Genomic DNA, 15,891 nt, shown 5'->3' on the forward strand with positions numbered 1-15,891 from the left:
TCACGCTGAGCCTGTCGAAGCGTCTTTTTTAATAAGCTGATTTTCAAATCTTTATTTTTACTAGGTATGTTTACGGATAACCATTTTTATTTTAATTCAATTTTTAAAATCTTTTTAGTGTGCTCATCCACTCGAAATCTATGGTCGGCACGATTTCCAATAATCCAAATAATTTCATTTTCTGAACACAGCAGCCACGTGTTTTCCTTATCGAGTAATGAAAACTTTTCATCTTTAAAATACTTGCTCAGTTTTTTCTTTTTGCCATGCATTCCCAACGGAAAGAACACATCGCCTTCCTGTTTTTTTCTAATCCGTAGTGGAAATTTCAACTTGGCTTGATCTACAAAAATGGTGTTTTCCGATGTTCCGAAAATAGCATCATTCCGATAGCTATCGGAATCATCAAAAAACAACGTACCCTTTGGGGTTTCTGCTTTTCTTTCACCTTCGGAAATTAAGACCTCGGTTTCAATGGGTGTTGCATTGGTGCTCAACAATAAATACTCGCGGTCTTTTATCAACCTGTAATGGTTCGTAAGTACTCGTTTTCCCGGTTGGGCATCCAAAAGGTGCTCAATATCGTTCCACTCGGTAAAACCGTAGGCTTTAAAGGTTTCAAAAAGGTAGGCTTTGGGCTGCTTTAATTTTTTGAATTCAGAAATTTTAAAACGGATTTCGTTATCACCCATTTTTTCTGCAGCCTTTTCCTGCAAAGCGTCCATTGTATGGCTCACAATCACCGCGGTGTCCTGCAAATTATTTAATGTACTTTGAAAACTCTGCAACAAACTGGGATTGATTTCTTTTAAAATGGGCACCACCTCGTGTCGTAATTTATTCCGAAGGTATTTTACCGATTTATTACTGCTGTCGTCCCGCCATTTTATGCAGTTTTCTCGTGCAAAATTTTCAATATCGTTGCTTGAGAATGGCAACAACGGACGCACAAACCTTCCGTTTACTTGCGGTATTCCGGTCAACCCTTCCAAGCCCGTGCCTCGGGTAAAATTGATTAAAAAGGTTTCAAGATTATCATCGGCGTGGTGGGCGGTTAAAATATAATCGAACTTCAATTGCTCTGCCAATTCTTCAAACCACTGGTAGCGTAATTCGCGAGCTGCCATTTGTATGGAGCGTTTATGGGTTTCCGCATAACCTTCGGTATCGAAACGCTGCACGAATACTTCCAAATCCAAATCATCTGCCAAGTCCACCACAAAATCTTCATCGGCATCGCTTTCTTTTCCGCGCAAGTTAAAATTGCAATGCGCCAATGAAATGTTAAGCTTCAATTTATGGCACAAATGCGTCAGTACCACGCTATCAATTCCGCCAGAAATAGCAATGAGCAACCGCGATTTTTGCAAAAAAGGCAAATGCGATTCAATATGGGTTTTCAGCTGTTTTAACATGTTTTCAAAGATACAACTTTGAGTATTCAAAAGACACTTCAAAATCGGTTTCAACTAACAAAAGTCATTTTTTGCATTTATAATTTTCGTAACTTTAAAAGCAATCAACTTTTAAAAATCAGGTTATGAGCTCAATGAAAGAACTAAACGACAAAGCCACACAAACGGCCTTCAATAAAAAAGTAGTTTCAATAACCCAACATTTGCAAGCCTACGTAAAACACAGGCTTTACATCGCGGAATCGACCGGAATTATTCCAAAAAACATGTACGCCTCAAACGATTTTATTGACGAAGCCATTGCCAAATATTACGAAAACGGTTATAACATTGATGCCGAAATCAACGAGATTAAACTGAAACTTTTTAAAATTGTAGATAGCGAATTGGACGAACTTTTTACCAAAGAAGCCTTCCATAAAAACACGATGAGCACCCACGATATCTTGACGGATGAATTGAACGCTTTGGAAGAAAAATATACTGTGGACGAGGATTTTGATTTTATAATGAACGACGAACTCAACGATATATCGTACAAGCAAGAAAACAAACAAAGGCACTTGTTTTTGTATGACAACAATAACGCCTCGGTGATTGATGCTTTTGAGATAAAAGACCTCAAATCGAACCACAACCAAAAACTTTTGGGTAAATTTTACACCTGGCTACCCCTTGGCGTATCCAGCATTGTGGATCTTTCTGTTTTTGGGAGACTTACGAACAACGATATTGCCAAAATAAAAAATATTGAAACCAAACGTGTGGAGCGTGTTTTGGGTATTGCGGTAAAGTCGTTTAAGAATTATTTGGATTAATTTAAAGGTTTGGGGTACACAACTACTTCCCGATACGGGTTTCTTTTGGAAAATCCCTCGAAGTGACGATTTAGTAACGAAATAGGATGCAGCAGACTAAATCATTTATAAACCATCAATCTTCCAAGACAGTACGCATGGCTTTGGCTTTTACCAAGCACTCTTCATATTCCTTTAGCGGATCGCTTTTGGCCGTAATGGCACCTCCCACAGAATAGGACACGTATTTTTCGGTTTGGTTGTACAAAATACTACGAATCACCACATTGAAATCGAAATCGCCTTCGGGAGAAAAATAGCCCACCGCCCCAGAATACACCCCGCGCTTGGTTGCTTCTTGAGCTTCGGCAATTTTCATGGCCGATATTTTTGGCGCGCCCGTCATACTACCCATCGGGAACGTGCTTTTAATAATATCCACCGGGTTTGTATTTTCTCCCACTTCCGAAACTACTGTCGAAATCATTTGATGCACCTGCTCAAAAGTATAAACTTGGCACAACTCCTCAACTTTAACAGTACCTTTTATTGCGGTTTTAGACAGGTCGTTGCGCACCAAATCGACAATCATAATATTTTCGCTACGCTCTTTTTTATCTTTGGACAGGTTTTCTTTTAAGTTTTGGTCTTCTTTTCGGTTATCCGAACGTTTGGCCGTCCCTTTTATGGGTTGAGAAATCACACGATTTACTTCCTTCTTCAAATAACGCTCTGGCGAGGCACACAGCACGTATTTATCATTCAATTTTAAAAAAGCGGCAAACGGTGCTTTTGAAATATCATTTAGTTTTTGATAAGTTTCAAACGGATTGATTTGCGTATTCTCCGCATAAAATTCTTGGCAGAAATTGGTTTCGTAAATGTCACCACGATAAATGTGCTCTAAAATCGTATTTACCTTTTCAAAATATTCGTCCTTGTGAATTCGAAGTTTTATTTTAATGGGATTAGCCACTTTTCCTCGGGCTTGGCCACTTTGCGCTATAGCCAATAAATCATCTTGAAATTCATCATCAACAAAACTTAAATACTGCATTTCTACTCTATCACCCTTGAACAAAAAAAGCTTTTTTGGCTGAAAGAAAAAGAGATCCGGAAAACCCAAACCATCAATATTCTCAGATGTTAACTGCTCGATATCATTTTTTAAGTCGTATGACAAATAGCCAAAAATCCAATCGTTTACAAACCCCTGAAATTCCTTCAATTTATCGAAAGCATTGTGGTAATCGGTTTTTATGCTCGTAAAGGCATCGACCGCCAAAACGGCATCGTAGCAGGAATATATTTGTTGATAATGATTGGAGTCCAACCAAACCACATCGTCAAATTGTTGGCTCCAAATCAAAGCCTTTTCTTTAAAACGCTCGACATTTTCGGGTTTATGGAAATGTTTTTTTCTCAACAGCAGAATTTATGGTGTAAAGTTAGCAAGAATACCGAAAAAATTGCAAGTTTTGTATCTTTAAGATATAAACGCCACTCTATGTTTTCAATAAAAAACGACTTACTCAGCATATCGGTAAAAAAAACGGGCGCCGAACTTTGTAAAATTACTTCGGTAAAACATGGCACCGAATTTATGTGGGATGCCAACCCCGATGTTTGGAGTAGTTTCGCTCCCAATTTATTTCCTATAATCGGTGCTTTAAAAAACAACACCTACATTTTTGAAGGCCAAACTTACCAATTACCCAAACACGGTTTAGCTCGCAATAACAACAATTTTATAATACATAAACTCACGGAGAACAACTTAACGTTTAAGCTGACTTTCGATGAGGAATCACTTAAAATCTACCCGTTTAAGTTTGAGTTTTATATATCGTACACGTTGAGCGGTTCGTCTATTGAAGTGAAGCACACCGTTAAAAACCTTGACGACAAAGCCATGTATTTTTCGTTAGGAGGACACCCCGCTTTTAAATGCCCTGTTTATAGCGATGAAAATTACAACGATTATGTTTTGGAATTTGAACAGCCTGAAACCGCTTCAAGACACTTCATTAATTTGGATAGCGGACTTGTAACTGGCAAAACGCAACCCGTCTTAAAAAATAGCGATAAACTCCCACTCACCCACGATTTGTTTAATGAAGATGCTCTTATTTTCAAAGATTTAAAGTCGAAAAAAGTCACTTTAAAAAGTAAAAAGCACGGTAATATTTTATCGTTCTCCTATAATGATTTTCCGTATTTAGGCATTTGGGCCAAACCTACTGGAGACTATGTTTGTATTGAACCTTGGTTGGGCATAGCTGACTATGAAAACACCGATCAGGAGTTTACCACCAAAGAAGGCATCCTGAATTTAAAGCCAAAAGACTACTTTTCGGCAAGCTACACCATTAAAATACACAACAGCCATTTAGTGGAAACCCGTTTTTAAGTGTAACTTTGCCAACAAATTACAATAGCGTGACTTTTAACGACCTCAATTTAAACACACCACTTTACAACGCCCTCGACGATTTGGGCTTCAACACGCCAACGCCCATTCAGGCCGAAGCATTCAATGTTGTCGCTTCGGGTAAAGATGTGGTGGGCATAGCACAAACCGGTACTGGAAAAACACTGGCCTATATGTTGCCCATTTTAAGAAACTTAAAGTTTTCGAAACAGGACAACCCAAGGGTTTTGGTTTTGGTGCCGACACGCGAATTGGTGGTTCAGGTGGTTGAGGAAATTGAAAAGCTATCCAAATACATTAACAACAGAGTTTTGGGCGTTTACGGTGGCACCAACATCAACACTCAGAAACAAGCTGTTGCCGAAGGGTTGGATATTATCGTGGCCACACCGGGCCGATTGTACGATTTGGCCGTTAGCCGCGCATTGCAACTCAAATCCATTCAGAAATTGGTGATTGACGAAGTGGATGTGATGCTCGATTTGGGGTTCCGCCACCAACTTATCAATATTTTTGACATCCTTCCGGAAAGACGCCAAAATATTATGTTTTCGGCCACCATGACCCAAGATGTGGATTTGTTAATCAACGATTTTTTTAGAGGTCCTGAGCGCATTTCCATTGCCGTATCGGGAACGCCGTTAGAAAATATTGAGCAGCAACGTTATAAAGTGCCCAATTTTTATACGAAAGTAAATCTGTTAGTGCATTTACTCAATGACACCGAAACCTTCAACCGAGTGATTGTTTTTGTGGCGTACAAACGTATGGCCGACCGCTTGTTTGAAAAACTGGACGAGCATTTTAAGGAAGAACTTTGCGTGATCCATTCCAACAAAACACAGAATTATCGTCTGCGCAGCATCGAACAATTCAAGGAAGGTGTGAACCGCATTTTGGTCGCTACCGATGTCATGGCCCGCGGATTGGACATCGACAACGTAAGCCATGTTATTAATTTTGACACGCCCGAATACCCCGAAAACTACATGCACCGTATTGGTAGAACGGGACGTGTCGAGCGCAAAGGCACATCGATAACCTTTTCAACCGAAAAAGAACAGGAACACATCGAAAATATTGAGGCGCTGATGGATATGCAAATCCCTGTTTTGAACATGCCCGAAGCCGTGGAAATTTCTACCGAGCTTATCCCAGAGGAACGCCCAGAAATTAAAGAGCGCAACAACCCCACCAAACGCAGTGAAGAGGACGCCCCCGGCCCAGCCTTCCATGAAAAAAAGGCCAAAAACCAAAAGGAAAACTTAGGAGGCTCATATCGCAGGGAAATAGCCAAAAAATATAAAAAGCCTAAAACACGAGGCGACAAAAATTATAATAGACGAAATAAGAAGCGTAAATAAAAACAGAGTTCAAGACCTTAATCTTTATTTAGGTCAATTGAATATTCCTTCAGCCCTTTTTCTCGGAGCCTTTCATTTAAACCTTTAGCATATTCATAATCAATTGTTAAGTTAAACTTAGTTTCTTCATTTTTTAAGTCAGTTGCTAAAAAGTGTCCTGTATAGCTTAATTTTCTCTTAGAAATCAAGTCTTGATAAAAACTTTTAACTATAAAAATCATGTAATAGTTCCCGGTAATAATTTCCTCTTTCTTCCATTTTAATTTTTTACCTATTGTTCCCTTTGTTCTACTAGTTAAATTTTCAGAAAAATACCACCCTTTAAAATCTTGTATTTGAAAATCCTGTAATATTTTGTTATATAATAAAACCTTTCCTTTAAACTCTATATTGGTTGCTGTTCTCATTCCTAGGTTTCTAAAATCAAATTGGATGTCAAAAAAAGTTGAATCTACAGAATTATTAATAAGCCTAACTTCGTTAGTAAAAACATCAATGTCGGCTTGGTCCGCCATGAACTTTTTTTCTTCCAATCTAATAAGTTCCGCAGATTTTTTTGCTGTAGATTTTATAATTTCAACCTGATTTGATACAGTATCCCTTACCCCTTTAAGAACACTATCAATAGCTACTATACTTTTATTAGATTGTTGGACAGACTCAATGTTTTTACTTAAATCAACTATTATTGAATTAGTCTGAGAAATTAAAGTATCAGACTGGCCAATAATTTTATTTGCCTTATCAACTAACTCTTTACCATCATTAACCTCTGTTATAACATCAATAATGGATACAATTGACAATAACACGAGCGAACATAACAGAATAATCCTCCTTTTACTTTTTTCAACTTTATCTAATAGCTTAAAATATTCGTCTGCTAAAAGAAATAAACTCACAACGTAATTAATAACTTAACCAACATTTATTATAACTTTTTACTAATGTCAAATGTAAATATTAAACTACGACAAAAGGGTAAAACTTATAAAGAGTTTTAAACATAAAACTCACAGAACCAAACTTGTAACCATAACTAAAAAAAGCTTTAGAAACTCTTTTTAAAATAAATTTCAATCCTCATCCATTTCCATAATTAAATTGGCAATTAAAGCGGTCCACCCCGTTTGGTGCGAGGCTCCGAGACCTTTACCTGTATCGCCATCAAAAAATTCATAGAACAGGTGCAAGTTTTTAAAATGTTCGTCGGTGGCAAATTTACTATCTGGGTCATCAGCATGGTATTGGAATTTTCCATCTGAATTAGCTTCAAAAAGCTTAATCAGCCTTTTGGTGAGCTGGTTTGCAATCTGATTGAGGTTAAGCTTATTGCCCGAACCCGTTGGAAATTCATATTGATACGTTGGCCCGTAAAACTTATAGTATTTACGCAGCGATTGGATAATCATATAATTTATGGGCATCCAAATAGGCCCACGCCAATTGGAGTTTCCGCCAAACATATTGGAGCGGCTTTCACCCGGTTCATACTGAATTTGGTGGTGACCATGATGCTCGAAAACAAACGGGTGCTTTTCGTGGTATTTTGAAAGCGACCGAATACCGTAATCTGAAAGAAACTCATCTTCGTCCAGCAGTCGTTTAAGAAGGTGCTCCAGCCTAAAGGCGCGCATAATGGAGAATAAATAGTAGCCCTTTCCGTTGGGGTCATCTAAATTGGAAATCAAAGACGCCAAATCGGGGCGCGTTCTTATAATTTCGTTGGCCCTGATTCTAAATTCCTTGAGTTCCTCAAAAAGATCCTTATGCATAATTTCAACGGCAAACATGGGAATCACCCCTACCAACGACCGTACTTTCAATCGGTCGGTGGCGCCACTTTCCATTTCAACCACATCATAATAAAAATTGTCTTCATCGTCCCAAAGCGATATATCCTTCTTCCCGATATGGTGCATGGCCCAGGCTATATTTAAAAAATGCCTGAAAAACTTTGCTGCAGCTTCTTCATAAATTTTATTGGTTTTGGAAAGTTCTAACGACATGCGTAACATATTTAAAGCGAACATAGCCATCCAACTCGTGGCATCAGATTGCTGCATTCGGGTAATACCGGGCGGCATGTGGTTACGGTCGAAAACCCCAATATTATCCAAGCCCAAAAACCCACCTTCAAATAGGTCGGTACCGCTTTTGTCCTTTTGGTTTACCCACCACGTAAAATTGAGCAACAGCTTTTGGAATGCCGTTTCCAAAAACTCCGTATCACCGCTTCCGTTGTACGCTTTGTCTTTATCGTAAACATGCCACACCGCCCAAGAGTGCACTGGCGGATTCACATCGCTGAAATTCCACTCGTAAGCCGGAATTTGTCCGTTGGGATGCATGTAGTTTTCCTTGAGCACCAAAAGAAGCTGCTCCTTGGCGAAAAACGGATCTACCTCAACAAAAGAGGCCATATGAAACGCCAAATCCCAAGCGGCATACCACGGATATTCCCATTTATCGGGCATCGAAATAATATGTCTATTGGTAAGGTGCTGCCAATTATAATTTCTTAAGTTGGAACGCTGCGGTTTTGCTTCTCCGGGGCCTCCAAAAAGCCATTTAAACACATCGTTATAATAAAATTGTTTAGTCCAAAGCAGTCCTGCAAAAGCGTCCTTGGCAATTTTTCTATGAGCCTCAGGAATATCATTGTTGATGGTTTCATTGTAAAATGCCTCGCACTCTTTCATGCGTTGTTCGAACAAGGTATCAAAATCAGCCCAAGGGTCGTTCATTTTTGTTTTGGTTAAACGAATTCTAATCGTTTTTTCCTGACCGGGTTTGAGCTTCAACTTGTGCCAAACGGCAAATTTAGACCCATTTTTTTCGGGGTTGACCGTCCGTTTTTTATTTACTACGCGTTCATTTATTCCGTCCTTAACGTATTTTACTTCATTAGGTACATTATAAATCCGTTTATTATTGGTTTCGTTTTCGCAGAAGAGTTGCTTCCCTTTTTCGTGATACAAATAATAGCGGCCGTTTCGGGTACTTCTCGACATCACACTTCGTTTGGAAGTCGATTTTATACTAGGTCGCGTGTGCCGTTTATTATGTTTCCAGAAATTGCGAAACCAAAGGTGGGGAAGCACGTGTACCTTGGTTTTTTTAGTGCCTCTGTTCACCACGGTTATTTTCATAAGAATATCACTGGTATCGGCTTTGGCATACTCTACAAAACAATCGAAATAGGCATTGTTTTTGAAACTTTTAGTATCCAAAAGTTCAAATTCAAACTCATCGCGACTTCGTTGGTTGCTGTGTACCAAATCTGAATACGGAAATTCGTTTTGCGGATATTTATAAAGAAATTTACAATAGGAATGGGTTGGCGAACTCACCTGATGGAAATACAGTTCCTTGACATCTTCACCGTGGTTCCCCTGATTGTTGGTCAAACCAAAAAGGCGCTCTTTTAAAATGGCATCCTTTCCGTTCCAAAAAGCGGGTGCCAAACATAAAATCTCACGGGCATCACAAAACCCTGCAATGCCCTCTTCGCCCCACCTGTAGGCGTTACTTCTCGCTTTGTCGTGATCAATGAATTCCCACGATGTACCGTGCTCGCTGTAATCTTCACGTACCGTTCCCCATTGCCTATCGGCCAAATATGGTCCCCATTTTTTCCATGTTTTATATGTATTTGCTTCTTTTAAACGCTCTGCTTCGATACCTTTTTGAACCATATTGATAAGTGAGTTAGTGAATTATGAAGTTGTATTATTGCTGTAATGAACATGCGACACAAAGAAAAACTATTCCCCGGCCTTTCAATTAAAAATACGCTATTTCGAGCAATAAATCATGCTGCCGAAAAAGTATTATTTAATTGATTTTTTCTTGGATTTATTTTGATAACACACTAAAAAACATGGGGCTAATTTGACAAAACAGTAGTTTCTCTATTTTAAAATGTTGTAGCTGACCATAATGTTCATAGAAATCAATCCGCTAAGACGGCATTTACCAAAATCCTGAACTTTGTCGAGGTATCATCGTTTTTTGTTCGCTGGGTTTGTTTCATTAAAATACCGATTAGGTTTTCTTTTGGATCGGCAAAATATTGTGTATTGAAATAACCGCCCCATTCAAAAGTACCTTCGCTGCCATTGCCTCCCAAATCGTGCTTTTTTTTATCGACCAAACCAAAGGCCAAACCATGAACGGCATTAATATCTTCTGAGATATATGGAATTTGATTGGTTAAAATCGTTTCAACCGTAGTGCGACTTAACAATCGCTTGCCATTCAACTCACCCCCGTTTAAATACATATTTAAAAACTTGGCATAATCGGAAGCTGTGCTGGTAAGTCCCGCTCCTCCAGAAAAGAAGCGTTTTGCCCCCTTTTTAGGATAATCGGTATCGTAAAAGGTTACCGGAAATTTTACCCATTGCCCATTTTCAAAAGTTTGTACTGTTACCAACCTATCGTATTTCGATTCTGGCAAATAAAACTGGGTATCTTTCATGCCTAAAGGCTCGAAAATCCGGGTTTTAAAAAATTCATCCAATGGCATTCCTGAAATAATTTCAATAAAATAGCCCAACACATCGATACTTTCGCTATAAGTAAACCGTTCGCCCGGATTGTGGTGCAAAGGTAGTTTTGCTAGTATTTTTACACTTTCGGCAATGCTAATGTCTTTTGTGGTGAACAAATCTATCACACCTGCTTTGGCATATATTTTTTTAAAACGTGAATCGCCGTCTATTTGACCATAGCCAAGCCCCGAAGTATGTGTTAACAAATGCCTAATGGTAATGTAGTTTTCGGCAGGTATGGTAGTGAAAGACGAATCGGCTTCATTAAACGACTTTAAAAGGATAGCGTTTTTAAACTCGGGAATGTATTTTAAAATCGGCTCGTCCAATCCAAACTTACCCTCTTCCCAAAGCATCATTACCGCGGTTGATGTTATGGCTTTTGTTTGTGAAGCTATTCTAAAAATAGCATCTTTTTCTAACGTTTTTCCCGAGGTATTGTCGGCCAAACCAAAGGCTTTGTGATATACATTTTTTCCATTTCTAGAAATTAAAGCGACGGCACCGGGTACTTTATTTTCTTCAATTGATTGGGAAAGCATTGAATCTATTCTGCTTAACCTTTCATTAGAAATGCCTTCGTTTAAAACTTTGGTTGAAGTATGCAATTCTTCCTTAATTGAAGCCTCCTTTTTAAAACAAGCGGTTAACAAAATAGCGGTTGCAAAAGCAAAAATCAGTCGTTTCATGTGTTTGATTTTGTTGGTTTGTTTAATAGTTAAGACTTGCTAATTTAGTTTTTAATATCAAACAAAAAAATCCCCTTCCGAACGGAAAAGGATTGTAACAGTAGAGAGCTTTTGGGCATACAGAAAATAACCAACCAAATTTTAACCCTAACTTAAAGTTAATCCCGTACACTTACTTGGCTCTCTACAATATCTTTTATGGGTACTATTAATTTACCTTCTTTTGTTTTCAAGGTTACTGAAATATTATTAATCGATTCCACTTTGCCTTTTATTTGTCCAAATTCAATTTCTTGTCCTATTTCATAAGTTTTTCTAGCATAAAAGGTTTTTAACAGATCGGCCACAATTCTTTGAGCTCCAAAACCAAATGCCAACGCAAAGGCCAGTAAAAAAGCAGCCAAAATCATGGTGACGTTGCTTGTAATAATCTCGGTATCTACCCCTGCCTGATTTAAAGCCGTTATGGAAACAAAGAGTAAAAGCAAGAAAAACACAATCTGACTTATAAATTTTGAACCCGATAGATCCATCGATTCAAAAAATGATTTGATAGCTTTTTTAACAAAATTAGCCAAGAGCAAACCAATGGTAAAAATAATCAACGCTGAAAACAACTTGGGCAAATACCCCAAGAAATCCTGTATCTCGGCCGAAACCATGGTAAGATTCAAAATATCGGTTACCACAATAAGTATCATGATATACATGATCCATTTTACAAACTTGGTGGTAATTTTTATAACATCGAAATTGAGTTTTTTACCATCAAATATTTCAATTTCGTTTATTTTATCGTCCAGTTTATCGGCCTTGGCAAATTTTAATGCTTTTCTTACTATACCAACCAAAAGTTTGGTTAACAACCAACCGATTATTATTATAGCTATGGCGCCCAACAAATTGGGAATAACTTTTGCCACCTCGGCCGTCATAGCCGACAACGATGCCTTAACGCTATCATTCCAAGCTGTAATTTTATCCATATTTAGTTATTTTGTTATTGGTTATTCTTTCCTTTTTTTTATGCTTTGTTCTATAATTTTTGCTGGGTCTACAGAGAATAGTTTAGCTAGATCCATAAGCAATTTTGCCATGGCAATATCACTCATAACCTTTGCTTTAAGTTCTTCTGGAACTTCCTTAAGCGGCTGATTTATATGTTTAAACGGATTTTCCATTAGTTAAACTTCTCGTTATATACTTTCAACAACTTATCTTTTGCTCGTTTAATGCGCATTTTCACCGCACTTTCTCCTATGTCTAAAACACTTTCTATTTCCCTAATGGAAAGCCCATCTTGGTATTTTAGCAACAATATCATTTTTTCTTCTGGGGAAATGAGCTCTAATGCTTCCTTCAACCTATCGACACGCATATTTACAAACCCATCATCGTCATCATCGTCTTCAGAAAGGTTTTCAATATCTTTGTAATCGACAGACTGTTTTTCAAACTTTTTGGCCGTATTTCTGGTTACATAATTTACGCAATGGTTATATGTAAAAGCATACAGCCAAGTTGAAAATTTCGATTTTCCTTTGAAACTCCCCAACTTAACAAAGAGCTTTAAAAACACATCCTGCGCCAAATCTTTGGCTTCATCCTCGTCTTTTGAAAACCCATAACACTTGTTAAACACCAACCCGGCGTATCTATCGTACAAAATTTCAAATAGCAATGTGTTATTGGTTTTAACAATTGCCTTTACCAAATCTTCATCTGATAACTTATTAATGTCGTTGAGGGTTTTCAAATTTAGCTAATAGCTATTAGTTGTTTATAAACATTAAGACACCTTTGCTTTTAAATGGTCACAAAAAAAAAGAGATATAAAAGCCTAATTTTATTATGTTTTGAGTACTTTGGTCAACCTGACGTTATTCAAACAGCACACAATACGAATATTACCAATTGACAATCAACAATATACAAAAACCCAAAACACCAACCACCTTTAAAGATCGTTTAAGTTATTAAAAAAAAATTACGTAAAACGAAAAACAGTTGACTTTGAATATTTAGCTCAACAATGAATAACGCACCAAGAACTTTCCTCCTTTAACCCATTTTATCCAACCTTTACCAACGGTCTCAAAATGGTCATCAATGAGCGCAACAAACATCCATTCATCTGAAATTCGCAACGGCTTCATAAAACTGTACGGGATGTTTATTCTGTTTGCATGGGCAAATGGTTTTACAAAGACGGAAGACGTATTTGGATTAAAAAACTCAACACTATGCACACCCAACAAAAACTCAGGCCAATATAACGTTTGGCCTTTATGTTTGTTGACATAAGCCGTTTTATGACTTATTGTGTTTACCACAACCTCGACAAATTCTTGGGTGACGGATTGCACTTTAAAATATAGCAAACCGTAATCGATTTTAAATGGTTAGGCACTAACCAAGGCGGTGCCGTAGCTATTTCGTAGCCTCCATATTCAGCCTTTTTGAATGTGATGCTATCTGTGGGACTGTGTTCCATCAATGATTTTTCAAAATTGAGATTTCCGTAAAAATAAAGCACCATGTGTTCTGAAAAATTTGGAGTAAACATTCCTAAACCCGACTCACTTTCGTTGGATTGAAAATTGGTTTTATAAAGTTTTGCCATAGGTTCGGCTGCCGTAGAAACAGGTTTTGTTGGCACTTCTTTTTTCGGAGTTTTGGGTCGCTCTATCTTTTGCTTTTCCAGCGCCCTTGCTTTTTGCTTTTCTAAATACTTAAGGTGAAAATAGCCCCAGAACCCTACAATTGATACAGCCAATGCTATATTGAGGCGAAAAACAAGCTTTCTTTGGAATTTATAAGCGACTAAAAGCGCCACCAAAAGACCAAGGAACATGGCTACAACACCATAACCCAACACTATGGCGCCCCCTGCCAAACCTTGGTTTTTTCCTGCACCAACTAATCCCGCATAACTTAAACCTACAAAGAAGCTAAAAACGAGCATTAAAAAGTAAAACAGAAAGCTATACCCCTTTAACATTTTATGCGCCATAGTTAAAAGTTTATGGTTTTAGTAAAGGTTTCCCCTTGCTTAATCTCCATGGTGAAGGTTTCACTTTTCCCTCTAAATCCCTCCGTGAGCGCTTTTAGGGCAACCTCGTACACCCCCGGATTTAAAATAAATTCTTTCGGGTTGTTATTTGGCGATGTGTAAGTTCGGCCACCCGTCACCCCTTTGTTGGCGTTTTTATCCTTGATATTTACCGTAGCATCGACCAAAGCACCTCCACCCGAAACACTAATTAAGGCAATACCACTTTTGAATTCGTGCTTGGCTTCAACCGTTTTTCCCGATTGCACTTCAACATCTTCTATTTTATAGGTTGTATGAAGTCCTTTAATTCTAAGTGCCACCAACTCGATATCGTAAACACCTGCATTCACTTCAATGATTTTTGGGCGACCATACGTACGGCTACCGCCCACAACTTCACCACTTTTCGTCATAATTTTACTGGTACAATCCCAACCTTCGCCGTTATTTAGGGTGATAATATTTATTTTTCCACCATCAAAACTTACGGTTTCATGCCCCATTCTACCTTCAATACTTTCTACGGTAAGCGAAGTACCTTTTATTCTGGTGTTTTCCAAAGGCTGGATTTGAAGGTCGTATTTACCGGGAGGCAAATACAGAAACGAAGTGTCTCTGTACGTTCTGCCCGCATCAACTTCTTCCTTTGTACCTTTTTTATAGGCCCTTACCCAGGCATCAACAGGTTGTTCGTTTTTGGTGGCATAAATTGAAAAATTCCCTTTTGGGCCATCAACCGTTTGGGAAGTGGCTTCTGTTAACACTTCTTGCAAACCACTGGCATTGGCCGCATCATGATAGCTTCCATTACCGGCATTTGCAGCACATTTTAGCTGTTCCTTTTCACCTTCCTTTAAACCAAATCCAACAATGTGCAACTTAAATTCGATGCCTTCTAATTTAGCTTTTGAAACCACATCGCAAATATCTCCATCGCAGGATTCTATGCCATCGGTTATTAGAATGATAGTAGCCTTGGTTTTATTTTCCTTAAGTGAATTTATTGCGATTGTTGCCGACCGCGCCAAAGGTGTTTTTCCTAAAGGGTTTATTTCTTTAACACCATTTATTATTTTGGCTTTTGAATGGTTCTTTAAATCAACAAGGTATTCAATATCGTCGCAATCTCCTTTTTTTCGATGCCCATAAGCCAACAATCCCACGTCTTGATTTTCGGGAAGATTGCCAACTGTTTCCGCCAAAACATCGGCTGCGATTTCCTTTTTGGTTCTATCTTCCAACTTGCCCCACATGGAACCACTGGCATCATAAATGAACAAAATGGGAGAAACCTCCTGCGCATGGGGCTTCAAGAAAAAACAAAAAACAACGAATAACAATGCTAACTTTTTCACAGGTTTTAATTTTAATAGTTCAAAAAAGACAAAAGATGGCTACCATGCATATAGCATATTATTGAGCTCTAGGGAAAAAAACAACTTAGTATTTAAGCGAAGTAGATTTTGGTTATGTAAGATAGCGAAACCTTTTTATTAAAACAAGGCATTGAAATTGGGCAACACACATATAACCACTGGAAATTCATGCCAATAAAAAAAGCGGACTTAAAACAAGTCCGCTTTT

14 protein-coding genes are annotated in these 15,891 nt (G+C 38.1%); 3 read left to right on the plus strand and 11 right to left on the minus strand.

Annotation, left to right across the window (positions count from 1 at the left end):
* Positions 1 to 86 precede the first annotated feature (86 nt).
* Positions 87 to 1,415 (minus strand): tRNA lysidine(34) synthetase TilS, encoded by a 1,329-nt coding sequence (tilS, locus tag HC176_RS01830; RefSeq protein WP_167916484.1) that lies wholly within the window; start codon positions 1,413 to 1,415, stop codon positions 87 to 89.
* Positions 1,416 to 1,540: 125 nt separating this feature from the next.
* Here tilS and HC176_RS01835 point away from each other — a divergent pair, with 125 nt between their 5' ends.
* Positions 1,541 to 2,233 (plus strand): hypothetical protein, encoded by a 693-nt coding sequence (locus HC176_RS01835; RefSeq protein WP_167916485.1) that lies wholly within the window; start codon positions 1,541 to 1,543, stop codon positions 2,231 to 2,233.
* Positions 2,234 to 2,348: 115 nt separating this feature from the next.
* On the opposite strand, the gene HC176_RS01840 is transcribed toward HC176_RS01835, so the two are convergent.
* Positions 2,349 to 3,638 carry an anthranilate synthase component I family protein gene (locus tag HC176_RS01840; RefSeq protein ID WP_167916486.1) on the minus strand — a complete coding sequence of 430 codons (1,290 nt, stop codon included), beginning with the start codon at positions 3,636 to 3,638 and terminating at the stop codon, positions 2,349 to 2,351.
* 81 nt (positions 3,639 to 3,719) lie between these two features.
* On the opposite strand from HC176_RS01840, the gene HC176_RS01845 reads away from it, so the two are divergent.
* Together HC176_RS01845 and HC176_RS01850 are read left to right on the plus strand one after the other, a co-directional pair.
* Entirely contained in the window at positions 3,720 to 4,622 is a 903-nt protein-coding gene (locus tag HC176_RS01845) for an aldose 1-epimerase family protein (protein ID WP_167916487.1), read from the plus strand.
* 29 nt (positions 4,623 to 4,651) lie between these two features.
* On the plus strand, positions 4,652 to 6,007 hold the full coding sequence (locus HC176_RS01850; protein WP_167916488.1) for a DEAD/DEAH box helicase: 1,356 nt from the start codon (positions 4,652 to 4,654) through the stop codon (positions 6,005 to 6,007).
* 17 nt (positions 6,008 to 6,024) lie between these two features.
* On the opposite strand, the gene HC176_RS01855 is transcribed toward HC176_RS01850, so the two are convergent.
* The 9 genes from HC176_RS01855 to HC176_RS01895 all read right to left on the minus strand — a co-directional run bounded on the left by HC176_RS01855 (position 6,025) and on the right by HC176_RS01895 (position 15,662).
* Complete coding sequence (locus HC176_RS01855) at positions 6,025 to 6,909, minus strand: hypothetical protein (protein ID WP_167916489.1); 885 nt, start codon at positions 6,907 to 6,909, stop codon at positions 6,025 to 6,027.
* A 174-nt stretch (positions 6,910 to 7,083) separates the two neighbouring features.
* Positions 7,084 to 9,705 (minus strand): MGH1-like glycoside hydrolase domain-containing protein, encoded by a 2,622-nt coding sequence (locus HC176_RS01860; RefSeq protein WP_167916490.1) that lies wholly within the window; start codon positions 9,703 to 9,705, stop codon positions 7,084 to 7,086.
* A gap of 257 nt (positions 9,706 to 9,962) precedes the next feature.
* Positions 9,963 to 11,252, minus strand: coding sequence for a serine hydrolase domain-containing protein (locus tag HC176_RS01865; protein ID WP_167916491.1), 1,290 nt, complete (start codon positions 11,250 to 11,252; stop codon positions 9,963 to 9,965).
* Between the two features lie 158 nt (positions 11,253 to 11,410).
* Positions 11,411 to 12,238, minus strand: coding sequence for a mechanosensitive ion channel family protein (locus HC176_RS01870; RefSeq protein ID WP_167916492.1), 828 nt, complete (start codon positions 12,236 to 12,238; stop codon positions 11,411 to 11,413).
* 21 nt (positions 12,239 to 12,259) lie between these two features.
* On the minus strand, positions 12,260 to 12,433 hold the full coding sequence (locus HC176_RS01875) for a hypothetical protein (protein WP_167916493.1): 174 nt from the start codon (positions 12,431 to 12,433) through the stop codon (positions 12,260 to 12,262).
* A complete protein-coding gene (locus HC176_RS01880) occupies positions 12,433 to 13,008 on the minus strand; it encodes an RNA polymerase sigma factor (RefSeq protein ID WP_167916494.1) in 576 nt (191 codons plus the stop codon). The genes HC176_RS01875 and HC176_RS01880 overlap by 1 nt, the downstream gene beginning before the upstream one ends.
* A 265-nt stretch (positions 13,009 to 13,273) precedes the next feature.
* On the minus strand, positions 13,274 to 13,585 hold the full coding sequence (locus tag HC176_RS01885; protein WP_167916495.1) for a hypothetical protein: 312 nt from the start codon (positions 13,583 to 13,585) through the stop codon (positions 13,274 to 13,276).
* Entirely contained in the window at positions 13,579 to 14,265 is a 687-nt protein-coding gene (locus HC176_RS01890; RefSeq protein WP_167916496.1) for a hypothetical protein, read from the minus strand. The genes HC176_RS01885 and HC176_RS01890 overlap by 7 nt, the downstream gene beginning before the upstream one ends.
* A gap of 2 nt (positions 14,266 to 14,267) precedes the next feature.
* The gene (locus tag HC176_RS01895; protein ID WP_167916497.1) at positions 14,268 to 15,662 is read right to left on the minus strand and encodes a VWA domain-containing protein; all 1,395 of its coding nucleotides are present in this window, start codon (positions 15,660 to 15,662) and stop codon (positions 14,268 to 14,270) included.
* Between the last annotated feature and the right edge of the window lie 229 nt (positions 15,663 to 15,891).

The sequence above is a fragment of the Tamlana crocina genome, from assembly GCF_012037625.1.

Coding starts and splice junctions, on each gene's coding strand:
- tilS (WP_167916484.1), bottom strand. CDS start 1,415: ATGTTAAAACAGCTGAAAACCCATATTGAATCGCATTTGCCTTTTTTG.
- HC176_RS01870 (WP_167916492.1), bottom strand. CDS start 12,238: ATGGATAAAATTACAGCTTGGAATGATAGCGTTAAGGCATCGTTGTCG.
- HC176_RS01860 (WP_167916490.1), bottom strand. CDS start 9,705: ATGGTTCAAAAAGGTATCGAAGCAGAGCGTTTAAAAGAAGCAAATACA.
- HC176_RS01875 (WP_167916493.1), bottom strand. CDS start 12,433: ATGGAAAATCCGTTTAAACATATAAATCAGCCGCTTAAGGAAGTTCCA.
- HC176_RS01890 (WP_167916496.1), bottom strand. CDS start 14,265: ATGGCGCATAAAATGTTAAAGGGGTATAGCTTTCTGTTTTACTTTTTA.
- HC176_RS01835 (WP_167916485.1), top strand. CDS start 1,541: ATGAGCTCAATGAAAGAACTAAACGACAAAGCCACACAAACGGCCTTC.
- HC176_RS01845 (WP_167916487.1), top strand. CDS start 3,720: ATGTTTTCAATAAAAAACGACTTACTCAGCATATCGGTAAAAAAAACG.
- HC176_RS01865 (WP_167916491.1), bottom strand. CDS start 11,252: ATGAAACGACTGATTTTTGCTTTTGCAACCGCTATTTTGTTAACCGCT.